The organism is Gordonia sp. NPDC003424 (assembly GCF_053588655.1).
The window spans coordinates 56537-81556 of the sequence record NZ_JBSFQJ010000025.1; the positions used below are offsets into that span (position 1 = coordinate 56537).

22 protein-coding genes are annotated in these 25020 nt (G+C 67.4%); 15 read left to right on the plus strand and 7 right to left on the minus strand.

Annotated elements, in window-relative coordinates; all coding sequences use genetic code 11:
• The first annotated feature begins 35 nt into the window (after positions 1-35).
• Together ACWDTI_RS24925 and ACWDTI_RS24930 are read left to right on the plus strand one after the other, a co-directional pair.
• Positions 36-692, plus strand: coding sequence for a hypothetical protein (locus ACWDTI_RS24925; RefSeq protein WP_449740814.1), 657 nt, complete (start codon positions 36-38; stop codon positions 690-692).
• Positions 689-1768 (plus strand): NAD(P)H-dependent amine dehydrogenase family protein, encoded by a 1080-nt coding sequence (locus ACWDTI_RS24930; protein WP_449740815.1) that lies wholly within the window; start codon positions 689-691, stop codon positions 1766-1768. Before ACWDTI_RS24925 ends, ACWDTI_RS24930 begins: the two co-directional genes overlap by 4 nt.
• Before the next feature lie 145 nt (positions 1769-1913).
• Here ACWDTI_RS24930 and ACWDTI_RS24935 read toward each other — a convergent pair whose 3' ends face one another.
• Positions 1914-3422: a glutamate-cysteine ligase family protein gene (locus ACWDTI_RS24935; RefSeq protein WP_449740816.1), complete on the minus strand. Its 1509-nt coding sequence runs from the start codon at positions 3420-3422 to the stop codon at positions 1914-1916.
• An 89-nt stretch (positions 3423-3511) separates the two neighbouring features.
• On the opposite strand from ACWDTI_RS24935, the gene ACWDTI_RS24940 reads away from it, so the two are divergent.
• The 3 genes from ACWDTI_RS24940 (at position 3512) to purM (ending at position 6976) form a co-directional block, all read left to right on the plus strand.
• Positions 3512-3898 carry a sterol carrier family protein gene (locus tag ACWDTI_RS24940; RefSeq protein WP_449740817.1) on the plus strand — a complete coding sequence of 129 codons (387 nt, stop codon included), beginning with the start codon at positions 3512-3514 and terminating at the stop codon, positions 3896-3898.
• Positions 3899-4105: 207 nt separating this feature from the next.
• Positions 4106-5695 carry an amidophosphoribosyltransferase gene (purF, locus tag ACWDTI_RS24945; RefSeq protein ID WP_449740818.1) on the plus strand — a complete coding sequence of 530 codons (1590 nt, stop codon included), beginning with the start codon at positions 4106-4108 and terminating at the stop codon, positions 5693-5695.
• Between the two features lie 165 nt (positions 5696-5860).
• A complete protein-coding gene (gene purM / locus ACWDTI_RS24950; protein WP_449740819.1) occupies positions 5861-6976 on the plus strand; it encodes a phosphoribosylformylglycinamidine cyclo-ligase in 1116 nt (371 codons plus the stop codon).
• Between the two features lie 502 nt (positions 6977-7478).
• Here purM and ACWDTI_RS24955 read toward each other — a convergent pair.
• The 4 genes from ACWDTI_RS24955 to ygfZ all read right to left on the minus strand — a co-directional run bounded on the left by ACWDTI_RS24955 (position 7479) and on the right by ygfZ (position 11010).
• Complete coding sequence (locus ACWDTI_RS24955) at positions 7479-8567, minus strand: IS630 family transposase (protein WP_449740820.1); 1089 nt, start codon at positions 8565-8567, stop codon at positions 7479-7481.
• A gap of 235 nt (positions 8568-8802) precedes the next feature.
• The gene (locus ACWDTI_RS24960) at positions 8803-8982 is read right to left on the minus strand and encodes a DUF3073 domain-containing protein (RefSeq protein ID WP_449740821.1); all 180 of its coding nucleotides are present in this window, start codon (positions 8980-8982) and stop codon (positions 8803-8805) included.
• A gap of 157 nt (positions 8983-9139) precedes the next feature.
• Positions 9140-9778 (minus strand): MOSC domain-containing protein, encoded by a 639-nt coding sequence (locus tag ACWDTI_RS24965; protein ID WP_449740837.1) that lies wholly within the window; start codon positions 9776-9778, stop codon positions 9140-9142.
• Positions 9779-9789: 11 nt separating this feature from the next.
• Positions 9790-11010 (minus strand): CAF17-like 4Fe-4S cluster assembly/insertion protein YgfZ, encoded by a 1221-nt coding sequence (gene ygfZ / locus ACWDTI_RS24970; RefSeq protein ID WP_449740822.1) that lies wholly within the window; start codon positions 11008-11010, stop codon positions 9790-9792.
• Between the two features lie 76 nt (positions 11011-11086).
• On the opposite strand from ygfZ, the gene ACWDTI_RS24975 reads away from it, so the two are divergent.
• The 6 genes from ACWDTI_RS24975 (at position 11087) to ACWDTI_RS25000 (ending at position 20150) form a co-directional block, all read left to right on the plus strand.
• A complete protein-coding gene (locus tag ACWDTI_RS24975) occupies positions 11087-11953 on the plus strand; it encodes an aminodeoxychorismate lyase (protein WP_449740823.1) in 867 nt (288 codons plus the stop codon).
• 261 nt (positions 11954-12214) lie between these two features.
• Positions 12215-13771, plus strand: coding sequence for a cytochrome ubiquinol oxidase subunit I (locus ACWDTI_RS24980; RefSeq protein ID WP_449740824.1), 1557 nt, complete (start codon positions 12215-12217; stop codon positions 13769-13771).
• A gap of 11 nt (positions 13772-13782) precedes the next feature.
• Positions 13783-14865: a cytochrome d ubiquinol oxidase subunit II gene (gene cydB, locus ACWDTI_RS24985; protein WP_449740825.1), complete on the plus strand. Its 1083-nt coding sequence runs from the start codon at positions 13783-13785 to the stop codon at positions 14863-14865.
• Positions 14862-16601: a thiol reductant ABC exporter subunit CydD gene (gene cydD / locus ACWDTI_RS24990; RefSeq protein WP_449740826.1), complete on the plus strand. Its 1740-nt coding sequence runs from the start codon at positions 14862-14864 to the stop codon at positions 16599-16601. The genes cydB and cydD overlap by 4 nt, the downstream gene beginning before the upstream one ends.
• Positions 16598-18394 (plus strand): thiol reductant ABC exporter subunit CydC, encoded by a 1797-nt coding sequence (gene cydC / locus ACWDTI_RS24995; RefSeq protein ID WP_449740827.1) that lies wholly within the window; start codon positions 16598-16600, stop codon positions 18392-18394. The genes cydD and cydC overlap by 4 nt, the downstream gene beginning before the upstream one ends.
• A 433-nt stretch (positions 18395-18827) precedes the next feature.
• On the plus strand, positions 18828-20150 hold the full coding sequence (locus ACWDTI_RS25000; RefSeq protein ID WP_449740828.1) for a hypothetical protein: 1323 nt from the start codon (positions 18828-18830) through the stop codon (positions 20148-20150).
• A gap of 19 nt (positions 20151-20169) precedes the next feature.
• Here ACWDTI_RS25000 and ACWDTI_RS25005 read toward each other — a convergent pair whose 3' ends face one another.
• Positions 20170-20832: an FABP family protein gene (locus ACWDTI_RS25005; protein WP_449740829.1), complete on the minus strand. Its 663-nt coding sequence runs from the start codon at positions 20830-20832 to the stop codon at positions 20170-20172.
• A 151-nt stretch (positions 20833-20983) separates the two neighbouring features.
• On the opposite strand from ACWDTI_RS25005, the gene ACWDTI_RS25010 reads away from it, so the two are divergent.
• Both ACWDTI_RS25010 and ACWDTI_RS25015 read left to right on the plus strand, forming a co-directional pair.
• Entirely contained in the window at positions 20984-21439 is a 456-nt protein-coding gene (locus ACWDTI_RS25010; RefSeq protein ID WP_449740830.1) for an SRPBCC family protein, read from the plus strand.
• A 95-nt stretch (positions 21440-21534) separates the two neighbouring features.
• Positions 21535-22215, plus strand: a complete 681-nt coding sequence (locus tag ACWDTI_RS25015) for a response regulator transcription factor (protein ID WP_449740831.1) — start codon at positions 21535-21537, stop codon at positions 22213-22215.
• Positions 22216-22274: 59 nt separating this feature from the next.
• Here the strand turns inward: ACWDTI_RS25015 and ACWDTI_RS25020 are convergent, their stop codons facing one another.
• A complete protein-coding gene (locus ACWDTI_RS25020) occupies positions 22275-23639 on the minus strand; it encodes an ATP-binding protein (protein WP_449740838.1) in 1365 nt (454 codons plus the stop codon).
• Between the two features lie 105 nt (positions 23640-23744).
• Here ACWDTI_RS25020 and ACWDTI_RS25025 point away from each other — a divergent pair, with 105 nt between their 5' ends.
• Together ACWDTI_RS25025 and ACWDTI_RS25030 are read left to right on the plus strand one after the other, a co-directional pair.
• A complete protein-coding gene (locus ACWDTI_RS25025) occupies positions 23745-24467 on the plus strand; it encodes a phosphatase PAP2 family protein (protein WP_449740832.1) in 723 nt (240 codons plus the stop codon).
• Between the two features lie 99 nt (positions 24468-24566).
• The gene (locus ACWDTI_RS25030; RefSeq protein ID WP_449740833.1) at positions 24567-24791 is read left to right on the plus strand and encodes a hypothetical protein; all 225 of its coding nucleotides are present in this window, start codon (positions 24567-24569) and stop codon (positions 24789-24791) included.
• Positions 24792-25020 lie beyond the last annotated feature (229 nt).

A 25020-nucleotide genomic window follows, 5' to 3' on the forward strand; every position in this document is an offset into this window, starting at 1 on the left:
GAGGTTACGCGGGCCCGGTGACGTGGAGGTGTCCGATGCGCTACTCGATGGTGCGCTGGGTCGGGATGGTGACGGTTGCCGAGGCGGTCGGGTTCGGCATACCGGTCCTCGGCATGGCCATCGCCTCGGCTCTGGAATTCATGCCGTGGATGACGTGGGTGTTCGTCGCGATCTTCGGCGCCGGCGAGGGAGCGCTACTGGGACTCGGCCAGGCCGAGGCGCTGCACGGCACCGACGTCGCGGTGCCCGTCGGCCGGTGGGTCGGGGCGACCGCTGTGGCAGCGGCCTTCGCGTGGTCGCTCGGCATGTTGCCGTCGACTCTGATCGACGCGGGTGTCGACGTGGACTTCGGCTCGCCCCTGGTCTGGGTGGTGATCGCGGTCGGCGCGACGACGCTACTGCTGAGCATTCCCACCGCGCAGTACCGCATCCTGCGCGAGAGTCAGCCCGCGGCCCGGCAGTGGATCGCAGTCAATGTCGTGGCGTGGGCCGTCGGCATGATGTTCACGTTCCTGCCATCGCCGTTCATCGACGAGAACACGCCGGGCGTGGTGATGGCGCTCGCGTTTGTCGGTGCCGGTGTGTGCATGGCGGCGACCGTGGCGACGATCACCGGCCTGTGGTGGCGGCATCAGACGACCTCGTCAAACCCTGGACCACTAACTGGAACATGTTCTAGTTTGGGGGCATGACTCTTCGTGTGGTCGAGTGGTCGACCGGAACTGTGGGCAAGCACGCCATCGCCGGGATCGACGCCCGGCCCGACCTCGAACTCGTGGGCGTCTGGGTGTCCGACCCGGCCAAGGTGGGTAAGGATGCCGGCGAATTGGCCGGACTCGGCCGTAACCTCGGGGTGATCGCCACCAATGACCGCGACGCCCTGATCGCCTTGCGGCCCGACTGCATCGTGCACACCGCGATGACCGATGACCGCATCTTCGACGCCATCGACGATCTCATCGGGTTCGTCGAGGCGGGCGTCAACGTCGTCTCCAGCGGGCCCGTCGTGTTGCAGTATCCGTTCGGCATTCTCGATCAGAACCTGCTCGATCGCATCGCGGCGGCCGGACGCACCGGCAACGCCAGCCTGCACGTCAACGGCATCGATCCGGGGTTCGCCAATGATGTTCTGCCGCTGGCGATGACCAGCCTGTCGCAACGTATCGACGAGGTGCGCTGCCTGGAGATCGCCGACTACTCGACCTACTACCAGCCGGTCGTCATGACCAGCATCTTCGGGTTCGGGCAACCGATGGATCAGACCCCGATCCTGCTGTACCCGGGGGTGCTCGCGATGGGCTGGGGCAGCGTGGTCCGGCAGATCGCCGCGGGGCTTGATCTCACCCTCGACGAGCCGCTCGTCGAACGACACGAGCGCGTCCCGGCCGATCGCTGCTACTCGACGGTCTCGGTGGAGATTCCCGAAGGGACCATGGCGGCTTTGCATTTCGAGGTCGCCGGTCAGGTCGACGGGGTGGACCGGGTGGTGCTCGAGCACTACACCCGCACGCATCCCGACCAGTGTCCGGACTGGCCGACGCCGACCGACGGTGACGGGTGCTACCGCATTCTGGTCAGTGGCGAGCCGCAGATGACCGTCGAGTTCGGACACCACGGCGAGAACGGTGACCACAACGTCTCCGGGATGATAGTGACCGCCATGCGGCTGGTGAATTCGGTTGCCGCCGTGGTGGATGCGAAGCCCGGGCTGGTCACCGCGCTGGATCTCCCGCCGATCCACGGGCGGGGGTTGGTGGCGGGTACGTAGGCGCTGCACACTGGCCGGGGGAGAGCGCCCAGTGGACGGGGGATGGCGCCCAGTGGACGGGGAGGGGCGCCCACTCGACAGGGAGGTGCGCCCAGTGGACGGGGAAGGGCGCCCACTCGACGGGGAAGGGCGCCCGGCCGGCGGGTTACGTTCCCCAGACGTGCACGGGTTCGCCCTCGTGCATCAGCGTGACGTAGTCGCGCAGCATGCCGTGGAGGGCTTCGTCGCGACTTTCGCCTGCTTTCTCCCGGTCCAGCACAGCTTTCCGCTGCCACGCGGCGCCGGTCTGCCGATTGAGGCAGCGGCCTTCGATGACCGACAGATACCGGCCGCGAGCCTTGTCGGACAGACCGAACGACCGCAGCCCCTCGTCGGCCAGCGGCAGCAATCGGCGAAGCGTGAGCTCGTCCGGGCGTACCCAGCCCACCTTGGGCCAGTAGAGCTGCGCCTCGAGCCCGCTGCGCGCGCCGGCCTGCAGATTCTCCGCGGCGGCGTTGAACGACATCTGTGACCACAAGGGGCGTTCGGCCTCCACCAGGCCCCGCACGACGCCGTAGTAGAAGGCCGCGTTGGCCATGGTGTCGACGACGGTCGGTCCCGCGGGCAGCACCCGGTTCTCCACACGAAGATGTGCCTGGCCGTCGAGGATGTCGTAGACCGGGCGGTTCCAGCGGTACACGGTCCCGTTGTGCAGCCGCAGCTCGTCGAGGGTGGGGATTCGGCCGGCGTCGAGTTCCTCGAGCGGATCGACGTCGGTACTCACCGGCAATAGCGCGGGAAAGTAGCGGGTGTTCTCCTCGAACAGGTCGAAGATCGTGTTGATCCAGCGCTCGCCGAACCACACCCGTGGCCGTACGCCCTGGTTCTTCAGCTCCAGCGGCCGGGTGTCGGTGGCCTGCTCGAACACCGGTATCCGGCTCTCGTGCCACAGGGCGACGCCGGCCAGGAACGGGGAGTTCGCGGCCAGTGCGACCTGCACCCCGGCGATCGATTGCGCCGCATTCCAGTGTGCGGCAAAGTCTTCCGGCGCCACCCGCAGATGCAGCTGCAGCGAGGTACAGGCCGCCTCGGGCAGGATCGAATCAATGGTGGTGTGCATCCGTTCGGTGTGGTGGCCTGGGCCGAGCGGGAGCCCGCTGATGTCGATCTCGATGTCCTCGCCGCGTGCGCTGAAGATCTGCTCGTTCAGCAGCGAGTACCGAGGATTCGCCGAAATCCAATGTTGGGCAAAATGTTCGGAACGTAGAGTGGGCAGCATCCCGATCATCACGAGGTGATTCGACGTCGCCGCCGCACGCTGGTCGGCACGGTTGAGTGATGTCCGCAATCGCTGTTCCAGTGAGATCGTGTCGTCGCTGACGAAAGGTCTTGGCGAGACGTTGATCTCGATGTTGAACTGACCCAGTTCGGTCTGATAGTCGGGATCGGCGATGGCGTCCAGCACGGTGGCGTTGGCCATCGCCGGATCCATGTCATCGTCGACGAGGTTGAGCTCGACCTCCATCCCCAGCAGCGGTTCCGGCGCCTGGCCGTGATCGGTGAACAGTCCGTCGGCGAGCATCCGGGCGATGGCCTCGGTACCGCGACTGACCTGCCTGCGGAACCGGACCCGGTCCTCGCCGGTGAACTCGCGCTTGGAGACTTCGGTTCCCATGGGACATATCGTGCCCGACGAGAGTGCGCGGCGGAGGCCAATCGGGTCCGCGATGATCTACCGCGCGGTGATCCGGCAGGATGGCCGGCGTGCCATCTCGCAAGGCGATCGATCCCGCCGAGGCCCGAGCCGCCGTGCTCGCGGTGCTGGGATGGCTGCGCGACGAGACGCAGCCCACCCCGTCGCGCGCCGCGCTCGCCGCTGCGGTCCGCCTCACCGCCCGCACGCTGGAAGACATCGCACCCGGCAACTCCGTCGAGGTGCGCGTGCCGCCGTTCGTCGCGGTGCAGTGCATCCAAGGTCCGCGACACACGCGCGGCACGCCGCCCAACGTCGTCGAGACGGACCCCCGGTCGTGGCTTCGACTCGTCATCGGCGACGCCCGATTCGACGAACTCGTGGATGCAGGAGACGTGACGGCATCGGGCAGTCGCGCCGGCGCGGTCGGTGACTGGATGCCGCTGGTGCGTGCGTAGACGACCGTGTGGAGCGGACCGCGGTGTGAGTGTGATCACGATGTGGGAATGCCGACGCGCGCGGCGGCGCTACAGAGTTCGCGTTGGGCGGCTACCGGCCGGTAAACTGCAGGGCGTCTCCCGTTCACGACGTCGCGCCGGCTTCCGCGTCTGCGTGCCGCCTGCCCACCGGAGTACCGATCCCGCCCCAGCCCAGGGAGTTCGTCGATGACCGACCAGACGATAGCCGGCAAGAACCTGCTGGCACCGACGCCGCATATGTGCCGGGCAGGTGACCTGCCCGACGAGCCAGAGAATGAGCCCCGCGAGGAATGCGGCGTCTTCGGTGTGTGGGCGCCCGGCGAGGACGTCGCGAAGCTCACCTATTACGGCCTCTACGCGTTGCAGCATCGCGGTCAGGAAGCCGCCGGTATCGCGGTCGGCGACGGGTCGCAGGTGCTGGTCTTCAAGGATCTCGGCCTGGTCAGCCAGGTGTTCGACGAGCAGACGCTCGGCGCGATGTCCGGGCACGTGGCCATCGGACACTGTCGTTACTCGACGACGGGGTCGACCACCTGGGAGAACTCTCAGCCAATCTTCCGCACCACCGACGCCGGCACCGGCGTCGCGCTCGGTCACAACGGAAACCTGGTCAACACCGCGGACCTCGCCGGCCGTGCCCGCGACGCCGGCGTCATGAGCACCGCGGCCACCTCCGACTCTGACCTCGTCGGTGCACTCCTCGCCCACGGTGCCGCCGACAGCACCATCGAGCAGGCCGCGATGGACCTGTTGCCCACTCTGCGTGGCGCCTTCTGCCTGACTTTCATGGACGAACACACGCTCTACGCCGCCCGCGATCCGCACGGCGTGCGCCCGCTCTCTCTCGGACGTCTGGACCGGGGGTGGGTGGTCGCGTCGGAGACTGCGGCCTTCGACATCGTCGGCGCATCGTTCGTCCGCGACATCGAGCCCGGAGAGTTGCTCGCGATCGACGCGGACGGTGTGCGCAGCACCCGCTTCGCCGATCCGACCCCGCGCGGCTGCGTCTTCGAATACGTCTACCTCGCCCGCCCCGACAGCGTCATCCACGGCCGGTCGGTGCACTCGGCGCGCGTCGACATCGGCCGCCGGCTGGCCCGCGAGCATCCGGCGGTCGGCGACCTCGTCATCCCGGTCCCGGAATCCGGCACCCCGGCGGCCGTCGGCTACGCGCAGGAATCCGGCATTCCCTACGGCCAGGGACTGATGAAGAACGCCTACGTCGGACGCACCTTCATCCAGCCGTCACAGACCATCCGGCAACTCGGCATCCGCCTCAAGCTCAACCCGCTCAAGGAAGTCATCCGAGGCAAACGCCTTGTCGTCGTTGACGATTCGATTGTGCGCGGCAACACGCAGCGTGCCCTCATCCGGATGCTCCGAGAGGCCGGCGCGGCGGAGGTGCACGTGCGCATCGCGTCGAGTCCGGTGCGCTGGCCGTGCTTCTACGGTATCGACTTCGCGTCGCCGGCCGAGCTGATCGCGAACGGCATGGACTCCGAAGAACACATGGTCGAGGGGGTGCGGCAGGCCATCGGCGCGGACTCGCTGGGCTACATCAGCACCGCCGAGATGATCGCGGCCACCGAGCAGTCGGCGGAGAACCTGTGCGCCGCCTGCTTCAACGGTGACTACCCGATCGAACTGCCCAAGGAGACCTCGATGGGCAAGGCGGTCCTGGAGAAGATGCTCGCCAACGCGGCGGTCGACGTCGACGGCCATGTCGATCCGCTGACCGCGGCGAATGACAACGTCAGCGCGGTCATGCGCCCGTGACCGTCGGTGGGCGCTCACGGGCACCTGCTGCCGGTCCGGTCGGCCGGAAGGTCGTCGGGTAGCGTGAGATCGTCGCGATGGGCGCCGAGGCGAGCGTAGCGACAGGACATGTGACGCCGGTGCGAGCAATCGCCACTCGACTTCGACCAAGGGGTGCTCAGCCAGATGACCGACCGGGGATCGGCTGCCGATCGTGGATCCGACGACGCCAGTGCTGACGGTGCGTCCTATGCGGCCGCGGGCGTCGACATCGACGCGGGTGAGCGCGCTGTGGAACTTCTTGCGCCGCATGCCAAGCGCGCGTCGCGCCCCGAGGTCCTCGGTGGCATCGGCGGGTTCTCCGGACTGTTCGCGCTGAAGGGCAACTACCGGGAACCGATCCTGGCCGCCGCCAGCGACGGGGTCGGCACCAAACTCGCGGTGGCCCAGGCACTCGACCGCCACGACACCGTCGGACGCGACCTCGTCGCCATGTGTGTCGACGACCTCGTCGTCTGCGGCGCCGAGCCGCTGTTCCTGCAGGACTACATCGCGGTCGGGAAGGTCATCCCGGAGACCGTCGCGCAGATCGTCGCGGGGATCGCCGACGGATGCGTCGACGCCGGATGCGCCCTGCTCGGCGGTGAAACCGCGGAGCACCCCGGCCTGATGGGGGACACCCACTATGACCTGTCGGCGACCGCGGTAGGGGTCGTCGAAGCCGACCAGCTGTTGTCGCCGGACCGGGTGCGACCCGGTGATGTCGTGATCGCGATGGGCTCCTCGGGCCTGCATTCGAACGGCTACTCGCTGGCCCGCAAGGTGCTGCTGGAGTGGGGTCACATGGACCTGTTCGGCCACGTAGAGGAGTTCGGGCGCACGCTCGGCGAAGAACTTCTCGAGCCGACCCGGATCTACGCGCGCGACTGCCTGGCGCTGGCCGCCGAGACCGACGTCCGCACCTTCGCGCACGTCACCGGCGGTGGGCTCGCGGAGAACCTCGCGCGGGTCATCCCGGTCGGCCTCGTCGCCGAGTTGGAGCGTGAGACCTGGACTCCCGCACCGGTATTCGCGATGATCGCGCAGCGCGGCCGGGTGTCGCGGCCGGAGATGGAACGCACCTTCAACATGGGTGTCGGCATGGTCGCCGTCGTCGCGCCCGAGGACACCGAACGCGCGCAGGCGGTGCTGACCGCGCGGCACGTCGACAACTGGGTGCTCGGGGCGGTCAAGCGGTCGAGTGAACCGAAGAACGCGTCTCTGCCACGGGTTTCGCTGACCGGTGAGCATCCGCGTTTCTGACCTGAGACCGGCGCGTGCAGGGCTCGTTGGTTCGGGCGGGGTCTCGATGCGCCCGGCTCCTTCGTCGCCGGGCTTACTCGACCAGCGAGGGGTAGCGACCGGCGAGGGGTGGCGACCGGCGAGGGGAAGCGACCAGCGAGCTGTGGCGACCGGCGAGGGGAAGCGTCCGGCGAGCGGTGGCGATCAGCAAGGGTACGGACCAGCGGGAGGACCGATCAGCGAGGGGTGCCGACCAGCGAGGGGTGCCGGCCAGCGAGGGGTGCCGACCAGCAAGGGGTACCGACCAGCAAGGGGTACCGACCAGCGAGGGGTACCGACCAGCGAGGGGTGCCGGCCAGCGAGGGGTGCCGACCAGCGAGGGGTGCCGACCAGCGAGGGGTACCGACCAGCAAGGGGTAGCGACCGGCGAGGGGTACAGACCAGCGGGAGGACCGACCAGCTGGGGGACACGACGGAGTTCGCGCACGACGTAGCCTCGCGCACCTAGTGGTGTGTCTCTGAATTAGTTGGCTACTTGTTCGAGTGTTGCTCGTGCGCGGGCGACTTTGGCGAGGATGGATTCGGCGGTCGCGGTCCACACGTAGGGTTTCGGGTTCTCGTTGTGCGTATTGAGGTATTCCTCGATGCTGGCGATCAGATCGCCGACGCTGGGAAAGACCCCACGACGGATGTTCTTGTCGGTCAGATCCCGAAACCATCGCTCGACCTGATTCATCCACGACGACGAGGTGGGCGTGAAATGCAGATGGAATCGTTTGTGCCGCTGCAACCATCGCTGCACGGCAGGATGTTTGTGGGTGGCGTAGTTGTCCAGGATCAGGTGCACCGCCAACCCGGCCGGCACCGCGGCATCGATGGTCTTGAGGAACGTGATGAACTCCTCGTGTCGGTGCCGCGGCAAACACTGCCCGATCACCTTTCCGGTCAGCACGTCGAGCGCGGCGAACAACGTCGTGGTGCCGTTGCGTTTGTAGTCATGGGTCATCGTCCCGGCCCGACCCGCCACCATCGGCAACGACGCCTGCGTCCGATCGAGCGCCTGGATCTGGGATTTTTCATCCATACACAACACGATCGCCTTCTCGGGCGGATTCAGATACAACCCGACCACGTCGACGAGCTTGTCCTCGAACTGCGGATCATGGGATACCTTGAACGTGTCCACCTGGTGCGGTTTCAGTCCCAGATTCGACCAAATACGTTGCACCGTAGCAGGACTCACACCCACCTGATCGGCCATCGTCCGGCACGACCAATGCGTGTGACCCGGCGGAGTGGTCGTCGTGGTCAACCGCACGATCTCAGCAACCTTCTCCGCACTGATCGACGACCGCCGGCCGCGGCCCTTGCGGATCAGTCCCAACCCCGCCAAACCGTCCTCACCGAACCGACGCCGCCAGGCCCGCACCGTGGCCGGGCGCACCCCGACCTCCTCGGCAATCCTGATGTTGGCGACCCCATCGGCGGCCAACAACAACACCCGGGCCTGCAACACCTGCTGATGGGGCACCTGCAAACCCCGGGTCAACCTCTCCAGTGTCTCGCGCTCACCAACCGACAACGACAACGCTGCTGCAGCAGAACCACTCATACCGGCAATCATATCGAACATGTAGACGCTTATTTGCGAGACACACCACTAGCGACCGAGTTCACTCCGCGGACGCCACGGCGCCGGAAACACCGATAACCGCTCGACAGGCCGGAAGGGTCTATCGAGCGGTTATCGCTGGTGGGATCACCGACACGCAATTGATCAACCTGACACGACCCGGAGACCGGAGGGCAGGTAGCGAGGGTGAAACGGTGTTATCGACGAAGTGACGTCAGGCTCGACGCCACTCGTCCTCTTCGGCCCACTCATCCACCGGATCCCGGCGGTCTGCCGAGTCATCCGACACACCGGACAGCTCACGCTGCAGGCTGTCGAAATCGGTGTTGGGTGTGGAGTACTTGAGCTGACGAGCAACCTTCGTCTGCTTTGCTTTTGCCCGGCCGCGGCCCATGTGGGACCCCCTCGCACAATGACGGGGCGGCCAAACGCTTGGCGGCCCCGTTTCTGGTTAGTCAATATGTCGTGGCACCAGTCTAGCGTGCTCGCGCCGATAATGCGGATTGCCCTGCCGGTCCAAATGCGGTCCAACGGCGTGGCTGCCCCTCGAATCAGGTGCGCGCGAGTTTGCGATCGGCCTCGCGCCGGACCTTCGGGGCCAGGTCGTCACCGGCCAACAGTTCGCCCAGTGCATCGGCATCGGCCTCGGTGCCGGCGAGCAGGTGCCGGACCAGCACCCCGTGTCCGGGGCGGTGCACGACCCGCACCGCGTCGCCTTCGCCGACCGTTCCGGGATGGAGAACGCGCAGGTAGGAGCCGGTGTCGGCGCGGTGGAGGAACCGCTTGACCCATTGCGGCTCATCGGCCCAGGCAGCAAAGGTGCGGCACGGGACACGCGGGATCGTGGTCTCGACGACGAGTCCGTCGTCACCGATCTCCCAACGTTCGCCGACGACGGCGTCGGTGACGGGCATGCCGTCGATCCGGAGATTCTCGCCGAACCAACCGTAGGGCAGATCACGTCCGAGATCACTCGCCCACCGGCGCGCTTCGGGTTCGCTGTAGGCGTAGAGGGCCTGGTCGGCGCCGCCGTGGTGTTTCGTGTCGCACACGTGGTCGGTGATCAGACCGAGCTCGCCGACGCGGACCCGGCCGGACTGGGCGCGCTTGTCGATCGCGCTGGCCCCGACGCGATCGAGGACGACGTCATCGGTGGCGACGCAGACCGCGAGCACTCGGCCGGTCGGCAGCCCGGGCGCGTTCACGCTCCCGCGCCCGGTCCATGCCGCAGTCGCTCGACGGCCGCTCGTCCGGCCTGCACGCGATCGTCGGTGGTGATCGAGTCGGGATCGATCTGCGCGCTGACCGGATACTCGCCGTCGATCATGAGCGCGACGTCGGCGCCCACCGAGCGTTTCACCAGTGCCAACGCGATGGGACCGAGTTCGAAGTGGTCGACGACGGTGCCGATCCGGCCGACTGCACGGCCACCCGCGGTCACCGCGTCACCCGGCGCCGGCCGGTCGTCGGTGCTGCCGTCGAGATGCAACAGCACCAGCCGGCGCGGCGCTTTGCCCAGATTATGGACGCGCGCGACCGTTTCCTGCCCGCGGTAGCAGCCCTTGTCCAGGTGCACGGCGCCGAGCTCATCGGGACCGCCGATCCAATTCACCTCGTGGGGGATGGTGCGATCGTCGGTGTCGACGCCGAGTCGCGGTCGCAGGCCCGCGACCCGCAGCGCTTCATACGCCCAGGTGCCGGCCATCCGCGCACCCGCGTCGGTGAGCAGCGTCCACCAGGATTCGACGGCCGCCTCGGGAACCACGATGTCGACCACGGGGAGGCCGACATCGGTCGAACCGGGCGCGACCGCCAGGCCTCCGACGCCCGCACCGATCGGCGGCATCACCCGCCAGAAGCCCAGCGGTTCCTCCTCGTGATGCAGCTCGGGCAGATCTCCTGCGGCATAGATCGGCGCGCCCTCGGGCAACTCCAGGAGTTCGGCGATGTGGCCACGCGTGACGCCGGGTCCGACGAGTGTCAGGACCCGCATGTCCGGGCGTGCGCCGGGGGAGACCTTGGCCCAGAACACCATCTTGGTGAGGAAGTCCAGGAGTGGACGACCACGTGGGCCCTCGGTGTCGATCCAGGTGACTCCGTCGACGTCGGTGAGTACGAAATGCTCCTCGACGCGACCGTTGGCGTCGAGCGACAGGTTCTCGGCGCTCGATCGGTCCGCGAGGTCGGCGACCGACTGGCTGGAAATCGTGTTCAGCCAGGACAGTCGCTCCTCACCGGGCAGCTCGATGACCGCCCGATCGGATCGGTCGACGATGATCGCGCCGCGTGCGGCGGCGCGCTGCTCGCCGAGCGGATCTCCGAAATGCCAGGCGACGCGTGGCGTCGCGGCGTCGGAGCCGTCGGGCGGGCCGGGCACAGCGCCCTGCGGGGAATACCTGGTCAGGATGGGTGACGCGGTCACGCCTCGATTCTACGGGGCGGGTGCGACGTTCTCGGCCGTGCAGTTGTGGTCACCCCGGCCCGCTACCCTCGTCGCCATGACGCAGCAGATCCTGGTGACCCTCGACGGCACGGTGCACGACGCGGCCGAACCGTTTCTCCACGCCGACGACCTGGCCGCCGTTCGCGGCGACGGGGTCTTCGAGACGCTGCTGGTGCGGTCGGGGCGGGCACGCCGGGTCTCGGCGCACCTGGACCGCATGACCCGGAGCCTGGAGATGATGGCGCTGCCCGAACTGGACCGGGATGCCTGGCAGCAGGCGATCACCGTGGCGGAAAAGGAGTGGTCGGTCGCCGCGGACAACACCGAGGGTTGGATGCGGCTGGTCTGCTCTCGCGGCCGGGAGAGCGCGCCCGCCGCAGGCCCGACCGCCTACGTCATGGTCGGTCCCGTCGGCGACCGGGTGCACCATGCGCGTGAGCACGGGATTGCCGTGACCACGCTGGACCGCGGCTATTCGATGGATTTGGCCGGCCGCGCGCCGTGGCAACTCCTCGGCGCCAAGACCCTGAGTTATGCGACCAACATGGCGGCCCTGCGCCACGCCGCCGAGGAAGGGTACGACGACGTCATCTACGTCAGCAGTGAGGGAGTCGTGCTCGAGGGCCCGCGGTCCACGGTCATCGTGGTCCGCGGAAAGACGTTGGTGACACCGCCCGTCGAGATCGGCATCCTCCCCGGGACCACGCAGCGGGCGATCTTCGAGCTCGCCGAGTCCGAGGGCTGGACGACCCGCACTGAGGTCCTGCGGCGGGCCGACCTGATCGCGGCCGACTCGGTGTGGCTGGTCAGCAGCGTCACTCTCGCCGCACGCGTCATCTCGCTCAATCGGTATGTGATCCCGACATCACCGAATGGCGACGAATTCAGGGATTTGGTGGACCGGGCGATTTCGGTTGACTGAGAATGAGGGCGTCGCCCGGCCGATGACATCGAAACGTGACATAGTCCACGGTCAAGGGTGGCGTGAGGTCAAACCCACAAATGAACAACGGTGCCACTGGGACCTTGGTCGCTGGACCGGGTGAACCGCGCAGCGTAGCGTGAGCCCATCGTCGCTACTACCGCCAGTAGTAGAGAGGTGCTCGACACCTGAACGGGTCCACCGAAGGACCGGCCCGGCCCGTGTATCGCAGCCCGGTACACCGACTCTGATAGAGGCGACATGGACGCTCTTGATGTCTCCCGATGGCAATTCGGGATCACCACCGTCTATCACTTCATCCTGGTTCCACTGACGATCGGCCTGGCGCCGATGATCGCGGTGATGCAGACGGTGTGGCACGTGACCGGGAACGAACAGTGGCTGCGCGCCACCAAGTTCTTCGGCAAGCTCTTCCTGATCAACTTCGCGTTGGGTGTGGCCACCGGCATCGTGCAGGAATTCCAGTTCGGGATGAACTGGAGTGAATACAGCCGCTTCGTCGCCGACGTATTCGGTGCGCCGCTGGCGCTCGAGGGCCTGGTCGCGTTCTTCCTCGAATCCACCTTCATCGGGTTGTGGATCTTCGGATGGGGTCGCCTGCCGCGGCGGGTTCACCTGGCCTGTATCTGGCTGGCCGCCATCGGTGTCAACGCCTCGGCCTACTTCATCATCGCGGCCAACTCGTTCATGCAGCATCCGGTGGGCGTCGTCTGGGATGAGACGCGTAATCGCCCGCGGATGAACGACTTCTGGGCCGTGATCACCAACAACACGACACTCGCGGCGTTCCCGCACGTGATCGCCGGCGCCTGGCTGACCTCGGGAACCTTTGTCGCGGCGATCGGTATCTGGTGGATGTCACGAAACATGTGGCGGGCCAAGAAGTTGCGCGAGGCGATCGAGACCGGTGACGCCTCGGGGATGCCGAAGACCACCTCGCCGAGCCAGATCGACGCCACGCCCGAGGATCTCGAGCGCGACGCACGCCAGCTCTGGCGCCCGGTGACACGATTCGCGCTGTGGCTCACCGTGGTTGCCGGTGCCGCATTGTTCGTCACCGGTGATCAGCAGGCCGTCATCATGTTCAAGCAACAACCGATGAAGATGGCGTCGGCCGAATCGCTGTGCAACACAACCGAGAAGGCCCCCTTCTCCGTGCTCTCGCTCGGTCGGCAGAACAACTGCGACAGCGTGCACGACGTCATCGAGATCCCCGGCCTGCTGTCCTGGATGGCGACGCGCAATGTCGACGCGACGATCATGGGCGTCAATCAACTGCAGGAGCAGTACCAGCAGGCGTTGAACATGCCCAACCAGAACTTCGCGCCCAACCTGTTCGTGACGTACTGGGCCTATCGCGCCATGATGACGTGGGCCCTGGGCTCGGCGGTGGTCGCCCTCGGCGGCCTGTGGCTGACGCGACGAAAGCGGGTGGTCGAATCCAGACGGTTTGGCATTCTCGCCCTCTGGATGATTCCGATGCCGTTCCTTGCCAACGCGTCCGGTTGGATCTTCACCGAGATGGGGCGCCAGCCATGGGTGGTCGCGCCCAACTGGGAGAACGACCTGGACCCGTTGCGGATTCACATGCTGGTGCAGGACGGGGTGTCCAACCACGTCGCCGCGACCGTGTGGGTCACCCTCATCGGGTTCACCGTGCTCTACGGCGCGCTCGGCGTGGTGTGGTTCCTGCTGCAACGCCGGTACATCATCGAGGGTCCGGCCGCCTACGACGCCATCCCACCGGACGAGCCGTCGGACTCCGATGAGCCCAAACAACTCTCGTTCGCGTACTGAGGAGTGAACTGATGGGTCTCCCCGAATTCTGGTTCCTGATCATCGCGGTCCTCTTCATCGGCTACTTCGTTCTCGAGGGCTTCGACTTCGGTGTCGGCATGCTGATGCCGTTCCTTGGCCGCAGTCACACCGGTGGCGACGCCGACGTGGCGCCGGACGACGACCTCGCCGACCCCGACAAGCGTCGTCGCGCGATCCTGAACACGATCGGTCCGGTGTGGGACGGCAACGAGGTGTGGCTGCTCACCGCAGGCGGAGCGCTCTTCGCCGCGTTCGGTGGTTGGTATGCAACCATGTTCACCGCGTTCTACCTCCCGTTGTTCCTCATCCTGGTCGGCCTGATCACCCGGGTGTGCGCCATCGAATGGCGCGGCAAGATCAACGACCCGAAATGGCGGGCCTGGGCCGACATCGGTATCGGACTCGGTTCGTGGATTCCCGCCGTGCTGTGGGGTGTCGCATTCGCCAACGTCGTCCGCGGTATCCCGATCGACGCCGACGCCCAGTACACCGGCGGGTTCTTCAACCTGCTCAACCCCTACGCATTGCTGGGCGGAGTGACGACGCTGCTCGCGTTCCTGACCCACGGCGCGGTGTTCCTGGGGCTCAAGACGTCCGGTGTGCTGCAGCAGGATTCGATGAAACTCGCAGCGCGACTGGCGATTCCGACACTCTTCGTGGCGGCGGTCTTCCTGTTGTGGACGCAGTTCGCCTACGGCAACGCGTGGACCTGGGTTCCGGTGCTGATCTCCGCCATCGCGGCCGTCGTGATGGTCGGTGCGACCCAGATCCAGCGTGAAGGGATCGCCTTCCTCGCGACCTCGATCGCCATCGCCGGTACCGTGGCGACCCTGTTCTCCGTGCTGTACCCGAATGTGCTTGTGTCGTCGACAAATCCGGACTACACCCTGACCATCGACAACACCTCGTCGAGCCACTACACGCTCACCATCATGACCTGGGCCGCCCTCATCATCACACCGGTGGTGATCGGCTACCAGGCGTGGAGCTACTGGGTGTTCCGCAAGCGGATCTCGGTGGATCAGATCCCGGAGCCGTCGGGCCTGCCGTCGCTGCGCATACCGACTGAATGAGCCGCGCGCAGGCGTCTTCGGCGCCCGCGGTCGAACGAGGCGCGACGGCGGGTGGGGCGCCGGCGCGACGCGCGGGGCCCGTCGACCCGCGGCTGCTGCGATACTCGTCGGCCGCCCGGGCACACGTCATCGTGTCGGCCGCTTTCGCTTTCCTCACCACCGCGGCGATCGTGGTGACCGCGGCGATGTCTGCATCCATCGTGTCCGAACTCATCGTCGATCCGTCACGCCGCTCCTTCGCCGAGCAGCAGACCCATCTGTGGGTGCTCGCCGCGGCCATTGCGGTGCGCGTCGTCACCGGCTATCTGCGCGACCGGGCTGCACAACACGCGTCGGCGCGCGTGATCACTCAACTCCGGACACGCGCGACCGACGTCCTCACCGACCCGGACCGCACCGCGCCGCGAGACCTCCTGACCCGCCGCGATCGGGCCGCCACCGTGCTCCTGCGTGGCCTCGACGACCTCGACCCATACCTGTCGGGATACCTTCCGGCGCTGATCGTGTCGATGACCGTCACGCCCGCGGTGATCGTCGTCATCGCGCTCACCGACTGGCCGTCGGCGCTCATCATTCTGATCACGCTGCCGCTCATCCCGCTGTTCATGGTGCTGATCGGGTTGATGACCCGCGATCGCACCGCCCGCAAGCTGGAGACGATGAGCCGTCTGCAGGCGCAGTTGCTCGATCTCATCGCCGGGCTGCCGACGCTGCGGGCACTCAACCGGTCCCGCGGCCCGGCGATCCGGGTGGCCGAACTCGGTCGCGCGCATCGGCGCAGCACGATGGCCGCGCTTCGGGTCGCCTTCCTGTCCGGCGCGGTCCTCGAGTTGCTGGCCACGCTGTGCGTCGCGCTGGTGGCCGTGGGCATCGGCCTGCGGCTCGTGTACGGCGAGATGAGTCTGTATGCAGGAGTTCTCGCGTTGATCCTGGCTCCCGAGGCCTACCTGCCGCTGCGGCAGGTGGGCGCGCAGTTCCACAACTCGGCGGACGGTGCCGCAGCCGCCGGCGAGGCCATCGATCTGATCGAGAGCCCGACGACCGCTCCGGAGAAGATCGGTCGGCGCACGTGTTCGGTTGTCGGACAGCCGATCACCCTGCTCGACGTCGGAGTTCACGGCCGCGACGGGTGGGCGCCGCACGAACTCGGTGCGGTCATCGCTCCGGCGTCGATCACCGTGATCACCGGACCGAACGGATCGGGAAAGTCGACCACCCTGCTGTCGATCATGGGTTTGATCTCTCCCGACGAGGGATCGGTCCTCATCGGATCGATCTCGGTCGCCGAACTCGACCGCACCAGCCTGCATGAGCAGATCGCCTGGCTGCCGCAACAACCGGTCGTGGTGCCCGGCACCGTCGCCGACAATCTCGCGCTGTTCGGTCGGCTGGATCCCGGCGCGCTGGGCACGGCCATGGCGGCGACGGGTTTCGATGCCGTCGTCGACGCGCTGCCTGACGGTGTGCACACGGTGCTCGGTGCCGGGGGAGTGGGACTGTCGGCGGGCCAACGGCAACGACTGGCGTTGACGCGCGTGCTGGCCGCGCCGGCGCCGCTGGTCTTGCTGGACGAGCCGACCGCACACCTCGACACCGACTCGTCCACGGCCGTGTTGCGCGCGCTACGCGAGCGGGCGGCCTCCGGTGACACCGTCGTCGTGGTCGCGCATCAGCCGCTCGCGAAGTCGTTCGCCGATCACGTCATCGACCTGCCCGGGGCGGCGAGGGCCCGATGAGCCGACGTGGTGACCGACACCGGGGGCCGCTGCGCCGGGCGTTCGGGTTCCTCGGGCTGTCCGGGCGACCCGTGGTGCGATCGGTCCTGCTCGGTGTCGGCGGATCGTTGTCGGCGCTGGGGCTCGCCGCGCTGTCGGCCTGGTTGATCACCCGGGCGTGGCAGATGCCTCCGGTGCTGTTTCTGTCGGTCGCGATCACGGCCGTACGCGCGCTGGGTATCTCTCGGGGCGTGTTCCGCTACCTCGAACGGCTGGCCACGCACGACCTCGCCCTCGGCGCGATGGCCGCAGCGCGGGAGCGGGTCTACCTGGCTCTGGCCGACGGATCGCCGGCCTACTCGGTGACCCTGCGGCGCGGCGAGATCCTCGCCCGTACCGGCGACGACATCGACGAGATCGGCAACGCCCTGATCCGCGGGGTGATCCCGATGGCGGTCGGTGCGGTGACCGGTGTGGCCGCGGTGGTGATCATGGCCTTCGTGTCCGGATGGGCGGCAGTGGTGCTGGCGTTTGCGCTGATCGTGAGCGGTGTCGTGGCGCCGTGGCTGGCGGCGACCGGGGCGCGGAGGTCCATCTCCGACGCTGCGGCGGCCACCGCCCGCTCATCGGAGGCGACACTCACCGCACTCTGGCATGCACCGGAACTGACCGTCACGCGCCACCGCGACGACGTGCTCGCCGCCGCGGCCGCCGCCGACGTCGAGTCCCGGTCCGCGGCCGACCGCGGACTGCGGTGGCAGGCCGCCGCCACCGCCGCGACACCGCTGTCGATGGGGGTGTCGCTGCTCGCGGCCTGCGTCATCGGCATCCACCTCGCGTCGGGCTTGCCGGGCTCGCTGGCCGATGTGGCCTCCGGTCACGGGATCACCCCGATGCTGTTCGGTGTGCTGATCCTGCTGCCCCTGTCGTCGTTCGAGTCCACCGCACCGCTCACCGAGGCCGGCATCCAACTCGAACGCAGCCGGCAGAGCGCGTCGCGGCTGATGGCATTGATCGATGGAGCCGGTACTGGGGACGCGGGCGCCACCCACGACACGGCCGTCGACACGACCGGGATGCCACTGGATCGACCCATCCACGCCACACCGGTCGTCGTTGACGTCGACGCGCTGCACTGGGGCTGGCCGTCGGCGCCCGACCTCGCCCCGGCCGACGGCGTGAGCGCCCGGCTGGGCCCCGGCGACCGGGTGGTCGTCGTCGGCCCGAGTGGCGTGGGCAAGTCGACCCTGTTGCTGACCCTGGCCGGGCTACTGGCACCGCGGTCGGGCGGCATCATCTGTCGTGACGAGGCGACCGGCGATACCGTCGACCTCCGGGCCGCCGCGTGCTACTTCGCGGAGGAAGGGCATGTCTTCGCGACCTCGGTGCGGGAGAACCTGCTCGTCGCGCGTGGCGACGCCACCGAGACACAGGTAGTCGAGGCACTGGACGCGGTCGGACTCGCGGACTGGGTCGCCGGGCTTCCCGATGGACTCGACACCACGCTGGCCGGCGGCGCCGAGTCGATGAGCGGCGGGCAGCGGCGGCGTCTGCTGTTGGCGAGGGCGTTGCTGCATCCGGCCCCGGTGGTCCTGCTCGACGAACCGACCGAGCACCTCGACGCGGATGCGGCCGCGGCGCTGTCGGCACGATTGCTCGCTCCGTCGGCCGGCCTGTTCGGGCCGTCACGCATCGTCGTCGTGGTGACGCATCATCTTGGTGCCGAGGACATTTCGATGCTCTCCGAGCAGGTCCGGGTGGTGCAGCTCGAGCCCGTCGCGGCCGCCGTGGAAAACCCATTGCCGCCACGGTGATCGCAGGCGTAAGTTCGGCTGTACACGAGGAAGGAGGTGGTTCGAAGTTGTATGACTCTTGGACACGTGAGGTGACCATCCGCTAGCGCGGACACTGTGGCGTTCACTGCCACGGCTCGAGGACTGATCCCCTCGCGTCCGTGCCGGCGAGCACCAGATGGTCACCCGGCCCCCGCACCCCGACCTTGTCCGGTCGGCCAAGGCCCGTTCGACGGGCGGTGCGGGGGCCGTTCCATGTCCGGGCCGGGTCTCGGCGGGCGGGGTGTAACGCACATCACTGCAGCCACGATCCGTAGGTCAAGTAGTCGACTACTCGTGTTCGCTTCGCCATGGTGACGTGAACTCGATGTAGGTGAATCGCGATCGAACCCATCCACGGAGGATCGCCGCGCGAACCACCGATGTCCGATCGACTCGCCCAAGGGAGCCCGACATGACACAGGCACACGCCACGGCGGCGCACGGCACCACGATCACGCCGCACATCCCGCGCTGGACCGGCGCGGTGGCCGAGATTGTCGCGGTACCGGTCGACGACGATGTCCGAGCACGCTTCCTCACCCCCGACGACCACGACTGGACCAACGACGGCGCCGCCACCTGGATCGCCGGCCACGTATGCGGGCTGACCTACTCGACGGCACCGATCACCGGCCGACTCGTCCTGCACAATCGGGGTGCCCGCGACCTCGCCGTGCTGTCCACGCCCCATCTCCCCGGCACCGTCGGTACCGTCCTCAACTACCTGCCCGCCGGCGACTCCGTCGAACTGCCCACCGCCGAATCGCACATCCTGCAGGCCGAGCGGGTCGGCGGCCGGCCCGTCCTGGTGGGTCAGATCATCGTCGGCGACGGCATGCACGACGAACCCCAGTTCCTGATCGACGGTCCCGGAATGGGTGAAATCGATTGGGAAACAATCGATTCAGAGGGACACTACTGGACTCCGCGCGACCCCGACTTCGGGTCGCCCAGGTCGCCGGCATTCCGGTTCGACGACCCGCTGGCCCACGGGGTCCACCACGCCCGGGTGGCCGGGTCGGTCGTGGTCCACAACCACGGCGGCGGGCCGGTCGCGATGGTGTCGGTCGGCAGCGACGGACCGCTGGACTTCGTGGTCGCCGAGCCGGGCGAATCGATCCCGGTGCCGCCGGGCGACGCGGTGCACTACCTGCAGGTCCCCCGCCGCGACGGTGACCCGACGCTCGTCGGTGTGCTGTGGAGTCGCGGCGGTCAGCTGATGCCCAGCTCGTTGCCGGTCCCCGGCCGGCGGCAGTACCTCGACAGCCGGTACCTCACCCCGTGGAGTACCGACTGGGACTGCGGCTACCCGCAGCAGATCCACCTGGATCCGGAACTCGCGGGGGTGACCTTTCAGTACCGGACGGGTGCGGACAGCATGACCATCCGCAACAGTGGTAGCGAACCCGTCGCGGTGGTCTACCAGATCGGTACCGACCGCGAGGTGGCCGAGATCGTGCCGCACAGCCGGGTGACACTGCCGGTGCGGGCCGACGCCGACACCGGCCAGGTGTTCTCGCTGGTGGGCCGCCGGGTCGACGGGCATCCCGCGCAGGGTCCGGGTATCTCGTCGTCGGGCGCCGTGATCCCCGGCCGACCGGCCGTCCTGGGCACGGCCACCAACTACGGGTCCGTGGTGGTGATGCTGGGCACCGTCGTCTACAGCGCGATCCCGCGCAAGAACCTGTACCTGGCGTGGTCGAATCGGCGGCAGTGGCTGCGGCGCGCGCGCTGACGCCCGGGGTGGTTCGGTCTCAGCCCGCGTAGCGGCGCAGCTTGGCAGACAGCCGGGGGATGAGGTCGCCGTCGGCGTCGACGCGTTCCTCGACGTAGGCCAGGTCGCCGTCCTCGACCAGTCCGTAGAGTCGTTTCGCGCCGCCGGTCCGTTTCCCGGAGTCGGCCTTGATCACCACGTCGGTCGCCAGTTCCCATGACGTCTGGGTCAGCGGCTGGCCGTAGAAGAGTTCGATGGAGCCCTCGGCGTGTGCGAGCAGGAGTTCGATCGTGTCGTCGGGGCCGATACGCCAGTAGCCGGTCTCGCGGAGGTCGGGTCGGAGGAAGCGTGCGTCCTCGTCGATGACCCAGGACCGCGCCTGCCAGTTGAGGAAGTTCTGGCCGTCGTGGCTGACGATGATCTGCTGTGCGAAGTGATAGTCCTCGCCGGTCTCCGGGTCGTTCGCCTCGCCCTCGCCCTGCCACACACCCACCAGGGGCAGGAGTGCCAGCAGACCGGAGTGCAGGTCGGCGCCGTGCCGGAGGTTGGCGGTGTCGTGGGGGAGCGGCAGCTCACCCCACTGAGGCAGGTTGCGATCCGAGGTCACCTTGGCGCGCTCGGCCGCCTGACTGATCGCCTCGTCGCCGGAGCGGCGGGCGGCCGAACGCTCGGGTACGCCGTTGCCGGCGTCCGGAGAGCTCACGACTCGTCGTTGATCAGACGGTAGAGGACATAGACGGCGAACCAGACGATCAGCAGCGACGCCAGGACCAGCAGAATCTCGAAGAAAAGGACCACGAACGGAGTCTACCGCTCGCGCCGATCGGGCCGCTCGGGGGCGGCTCGATGGTTGGATGGATCACATGGACGATGAACAGCGGGTGGTGTCGGCGACGCGGCGGATCGACGCCCCGGCGGACGAGATCTTCGAGTTGATCGCCGATCCGGCTCGGCAACCCGAGTGGGACGGGAACGACAACCTCGACTCGGCTCCGGATGCCCGTCGCGTCACGGCGGTGGGCGATGTGTTCGCGATGGGCCTCACCAACGGTGCGGTGCGGGAGAACCACGTCGTCGAGTTCGTGGAGGGACGGCGGATCGCGTGGTGTCCCGCCGAGCCGGGCAAGCCGGTCGTGGGCCACCTGTGGCGCTGGGAACTCGAACCCGATGGCGACTCGACCGTCGTCACCCACACATACGACTGGACGAATCTGCACGACCCGAACCGGCTCCCGCGGGCGCGGGCGACCACGGAGGACAAGTTGGGGGCGTCGGTGGACCGGTTGGCGGGGATCGCCGAGGGCGGCTGAGTCCTGGCGCGCGATCCCGTCGGCCGGCTCAGCGGTCTCTCAGCGGAGACGGGCGATCGTGGGGTGTCCGATCGTCTCCGAGAAGGTTGAGGGGCATGCGCATTCTGGTGGTCGACGACGATCGCAACGTCGCAGAGACGGTGCGTCGCATGTTGGTGGCCGAGAGCTGGGTTGTCGACGTCGTACACGATGGGCTGACCGGTCTGGAACGCGCGACGACCGAACGCTTCGATGTCGTGGTGCTCGACATCATGATGCCCGGCCTCAACGGCTACGAAGTGGTCCGTCGGATGCGCAGCGTCGGGGTGTGGACACCGGTCCTCATGCTGACCGCCAAGGACGGCGAATACGACCAGGCGGATGCCTTCGATTTCGGAGCCGACGACTACCTCACGAAACCGTTCTCGTTCGTGGTGTTCATCGCGCGCCTGCGGGCCCTGGCGCGACGCGGTGCACCGGAGCGGCCGGCCGTCCTGGTGGCGGGGAGCCTCTCGCTGGACCCGTCAGCCCATGTCGTCCGGCGCGGAGACGTCGAGTTGAGTCTCACACCAAGGGAATTCGGGATGCTTGAGTTCTTGATGCGCCACAAGGGCGAGGTGGTCACGAAACCGGAGATTCTCGATTCTGTGTGGGACATCAACTACCGCGGTGACGAGAACGTCGTCGAAGTGTATGTGAGCTACCTGCGCCGTCGAATCGATACGCCGTTTCGCTGCAAGGCAATCGAGACGGTCCGAGGTGTCGGGTATCGATTGGCGGCAGACGGCGGGGGTTGATGGCGCGGTGACACCTGCCTCGATGAGCACGTTGAGTGGACCGGCGGTTCGCGTGGTGATCATGATTCGGAGGGGAGGGTGAAGCCGATCGCGGCGCCACCGGACTCGGAGTCGGTCACGATCACCTTTCCGTGGTGCGCACGAATGATCTCGTCGACGATCGAAAGTCCCAGTCCGGATCCGCCGCGCGCGCGTTCGCGGGTGGCATCGAGGCGGACGAACCGCTCGGTGACGCGTGCCTTGTCGGCGTCGGGGATGCCTGGTCCGTCGTCGGAGACGATGACCGTCGCGGTGCGAGTGCGCAGATCGTGAGTCATGTTCAGGGTCAGCGACTTTCGGGCATGACGCACGGCATTGTCGGCGATATTGCGCAGCGCCCGGACGAGTTTCTCCGCGTCACCTCGCACGCGGACAGCGACGATGTGGGTGTCGATGGACAGGTCGGTGATCGCCTCGAGTCGAGCGACCTCGGCGCTGACGATCTCATCGAGGTCTACGTCAGCGATGCGCAGTGGTACTCCGCTTTCGTCGGCACGCGCCAGCAGCAGCAGGTCGGCAACCATGTTTTGGAGCCGCAGGGCCTCGGGCAGCATCACCGAATCGACGGTGTCCCGGTCGATGGCCTGGTCTTTCGCGCGGGCCAGGTCGAGCAGTCCGACCAGAGTGGTCAGTGGGCTGTTGAGTTCGTGCGAGGCGTCATTGACGAAGCGCAGTTGCTGGTGACGGGCCGCATCTATCCGTTCCAGCATCTCGTTCATCGTCGCAGCGAGGGTTGCGATCTCGTCGCCGCTGGTCGGTACCGGGACCCGTTGGCTCAGATCTCCGCCGCTGATGTCGTCGACGCGTCGCCGGATGTCGTCGACGGGTTGCAGAGTGCGGCCGACGAAGTAATGGGTCAGTGTGGCCATGCCGACGACGATGAGCGGAAAGACGATGCAGCACAGAATCGCGACCGTGACCACCGTGGTGTTGATGGGTCTTTCGGCCGCGCCGACCATCACGGTCAGCGGGCCCGCCGACGTCGCGACCCCGCGTGCGGTGGTCTGGAACTCCCCTCCGGAGCCGCCGGTCGCGACCGCGCCGTGGATGACCTCCTGCCGTCCGGGTTCCAACGGCGCAGACATGGGGTGGTCGAACGTGGGGTTGTTGGCCAGGCGAATCGAGCCGCCCGCGTCGACGATCTGGATCACGGCCACGTTCTGGTCGGTCGTCAGCAGTGATGGATCGATGCCGGTGACGCCCTCGTGTGTGAGGGCCGAGGCGATCTGGTCGACGCGCGCGGCGGTCGCATCGTCGGCAGATCTGAGCAGGATGTGTCGCAGGGCGAGGACCATGATGATGGCGGCGATCGCCAGAGCGAGTGTCACCAAGGCTGCGGCGATGACCGTGAGGCGAGTACGAACGGGTCGAAACCAACGGCGCATCCGCCCGTAGAGGTCGTCCGGTCGTAGTCGCACGAGCCGACAGTAACCCGTTGTATTCGCGGTGCCGAACGTTACTCAGCGTCTGCTAAGCCAGGTCGGCCCAGCATGATCTACATGCAGGTGAATCTGGCGCGCCGCGTGGGCGCCGCCGTGCTGATTGCGCTCGTGTGTGTCGTCGGGATCGGACTGGCCTACGACGGTGGACCGATCGGTATCGATCAACCCGTCCTGACGTGGATCGTCGCCCACCGCAACGATGCTCTCATCCCTGCGGCCTCGGTGATCTCGGACCTGTTCGGGCCGCTGATGGTCGGCGTGTGGACGGTCGTGGTCGCGATCGTGTTCACCATGCGGGATCGCACCATCGGCCGCGCCGCAGCGGTCGTCTGCAGTGTCACCGCCGCCGGAATCGTCACCGAGATCGTGAAACTGGCTGTGGCACGACCACGTCCACCGCTCTGGGACCACCTCGATACGGTCGAGCTGGCCTATTCCTATCCGTCCGGGCATGTCACCGGAACCTGTGCGCTGTTGGTCACCACCGCGCTGATGGCGACGGTGACTGCCGGTGCGCGGGCTCGCCGCTGGGCGGTTTTCGTCGCACTGGCGGTGACAGTGTTCGCCGCCGCCGTCCGCTTGTATCTGGCGGTGCACTGGGTCTCCGACGTCGTCGCCGCGTGTGCGGTGGGAATCGCTGCGGCACTGGTCATTCCCGATCTGGTGGCCAGGGGTCTGGAGGAACTGCAGCGATCGACGCGAAATGTACCCGAATGGTGTTCGGCTCGACCACTGGTGACAGCCGGAAAGCACGTTCATGTCCATCGATGACGTCGACGACACCCGGCAATGCTCATGAATCGACGACGGTCCGCCGGTGCGCGTCGTCGAACGGCCGCGCGCCCGGGACCCGGTGAACAGGTTGGAGGGTTGCATGATCGACCCCGGGCATCCCGGGTCGTGGCCATCGTGATGGTGTTGATCGTGTGGGCCGGCCTCTTCGTCGCGTCGACCTCCTACAGCCGGGCTCTCGGTGCGCCGGGTCATGCCTCGGTGCCCGACCGGACTTCGACCTGGGCTCATGATCATCATCTCGGTCCGCTCGTCGAACTCGCCGAGGACTGGCTGCAGGCCCGGCACCACCCGGCCTCGTGACGGATGCACAGACTTCGAGACTGCCGCGTGTGTGGTCTCGATGCGGCGCCTCGCTGCGCTCGGTGCCTTACTCGACCAGCGGATGGGTGACTCGTCCCGGCCCACGCTGGCTGGCTCGACGGGTTTCTCCCCGTTGATCGAGTAAGGCCCCGAGCTTGCGAGGGTCCGCATCGAGATCTCGTTCACCGTTGATCTCGATGCGCTCGCTCGCAAGCTCGCGGGCTTACTC

Bases quoted from the DNA above. Each gene is read 5' to 3' on its own strand.
- cydB (WP_449740825.1), top strand. From the start codon at position 13,783: ATGGGTCTCCCCGAATTCTGGTTCCTGATCATCGCGGTCCTCTTCATC.
- ACWDTI_RS24935 (WP_449740816.1), bottom strand. From the start codon at position 3,422: ATGGGAACCGAAGTCTCCAAGCGCGAGTTCACCGGCGAGGACCGGGTC.
- ACWDTI_RS25020 (WP_449740838.1), bottom strand. From the start codon at position 23,639: ATGCGCCGTTGGTTTCGACCCGTTCGTACTCGCCTCACGGTCATCGCC.
- ACWDTI_RS24925 (WP_449740814.1), top strand. From the start codon at position 36: ATGCGCTACTCGATGGTGCGCTGGGTCGGGATGGTGACGGTTGCCGAG.
- ACWDTI_RS24930 (WP_449740815.1), top strand. From the start codon at position 689: ATGACTCTTCGTGTGGTCGAGTGGTCGACCGGAACTGTGGGCAAGCAC.
- cydD (WP_449740826.1), top strand. From the start codon at position 14,862: ATGAGCCGCGCGCAGGCGTCTTCGGCGCCCGCGGTCGAACGAGGCGCG.
- cydC (WP_449740827.1), top strand. From the start codon at position 16,598: ATGAGCCGACGTGGTGACCGACACCGGGGGCCGCTGCGCCGGGCGTTC.
- ACWDTI_RS24955 (WP_449740820.1), bottom strand. From the start codon at position 8,567: ATGAGTGGTTCTGCTGCAGCAGCGTTGTCGTTGTCGGTTGGTGAGCGC.
- ACWDTI_RS24960 (WP_449740821.1), bottom strand. From the start codon at position 8,982: ATGGGCCGCGGCCGGGCAAAAGCAAAGCAGACGAAGGTTGCTCGTCAG.
- purF (WP_449740818.1), top strand. From the start codon at position 4,106: ATGACCGACCAGACGATAGCCGGCAAGAACCTGCTGGCACCGACGCCG.
- ACWDTI_RS25015 (WP_449740831.1), top strand. From the start codon at position 21,535: ATGCGCATTCTGGTGGTCGACGACGATCGCAACGTCGCAGAGACGGTG.
- purM (WP_449740819.1), top strand. From the start codon at position 5,861: ATGACCGACCGGGGATCGGCTGCCGATCGTGGATCCGACGACGCCAGT.
- ACWDTI_RS25010 (WP_449740830.1), top strand. From the start codon at position 20,984: ATGGATCACATGGACGATGAACAGCGGGTGGTGTCGGCGACGCGGCGG.
- ACWDTI_RS24975 (WP_449740823.1), top strand. From the start codon at position 11,087: ATGACGCAGCAGATCCTGGTGACCCTCGACGGCACGGTGCACGACGCG.
- ACWDTI_RS25025 (WP_449740832.1), top strand. From the start codon at position 23,745: ATGATCTACATGCAGGTGAATCTGGCGCGCCGCGTGGGCGCCGCCGTG.
- ACWDTI_RS24980 (WP_449740824.1), top strand. From the start codon at position 12,215: ATGGACGCTCTTGATGTCTCCCGATGGCAATTCGGGATCACCACCGTC.
- ACWDTI_RS25000 (WP_449740828.1), top strand. From the start codon at position 18,828: ATGACACAGGCACACGCCACGGCGGCGCACGGCACCACGATCACGCCG.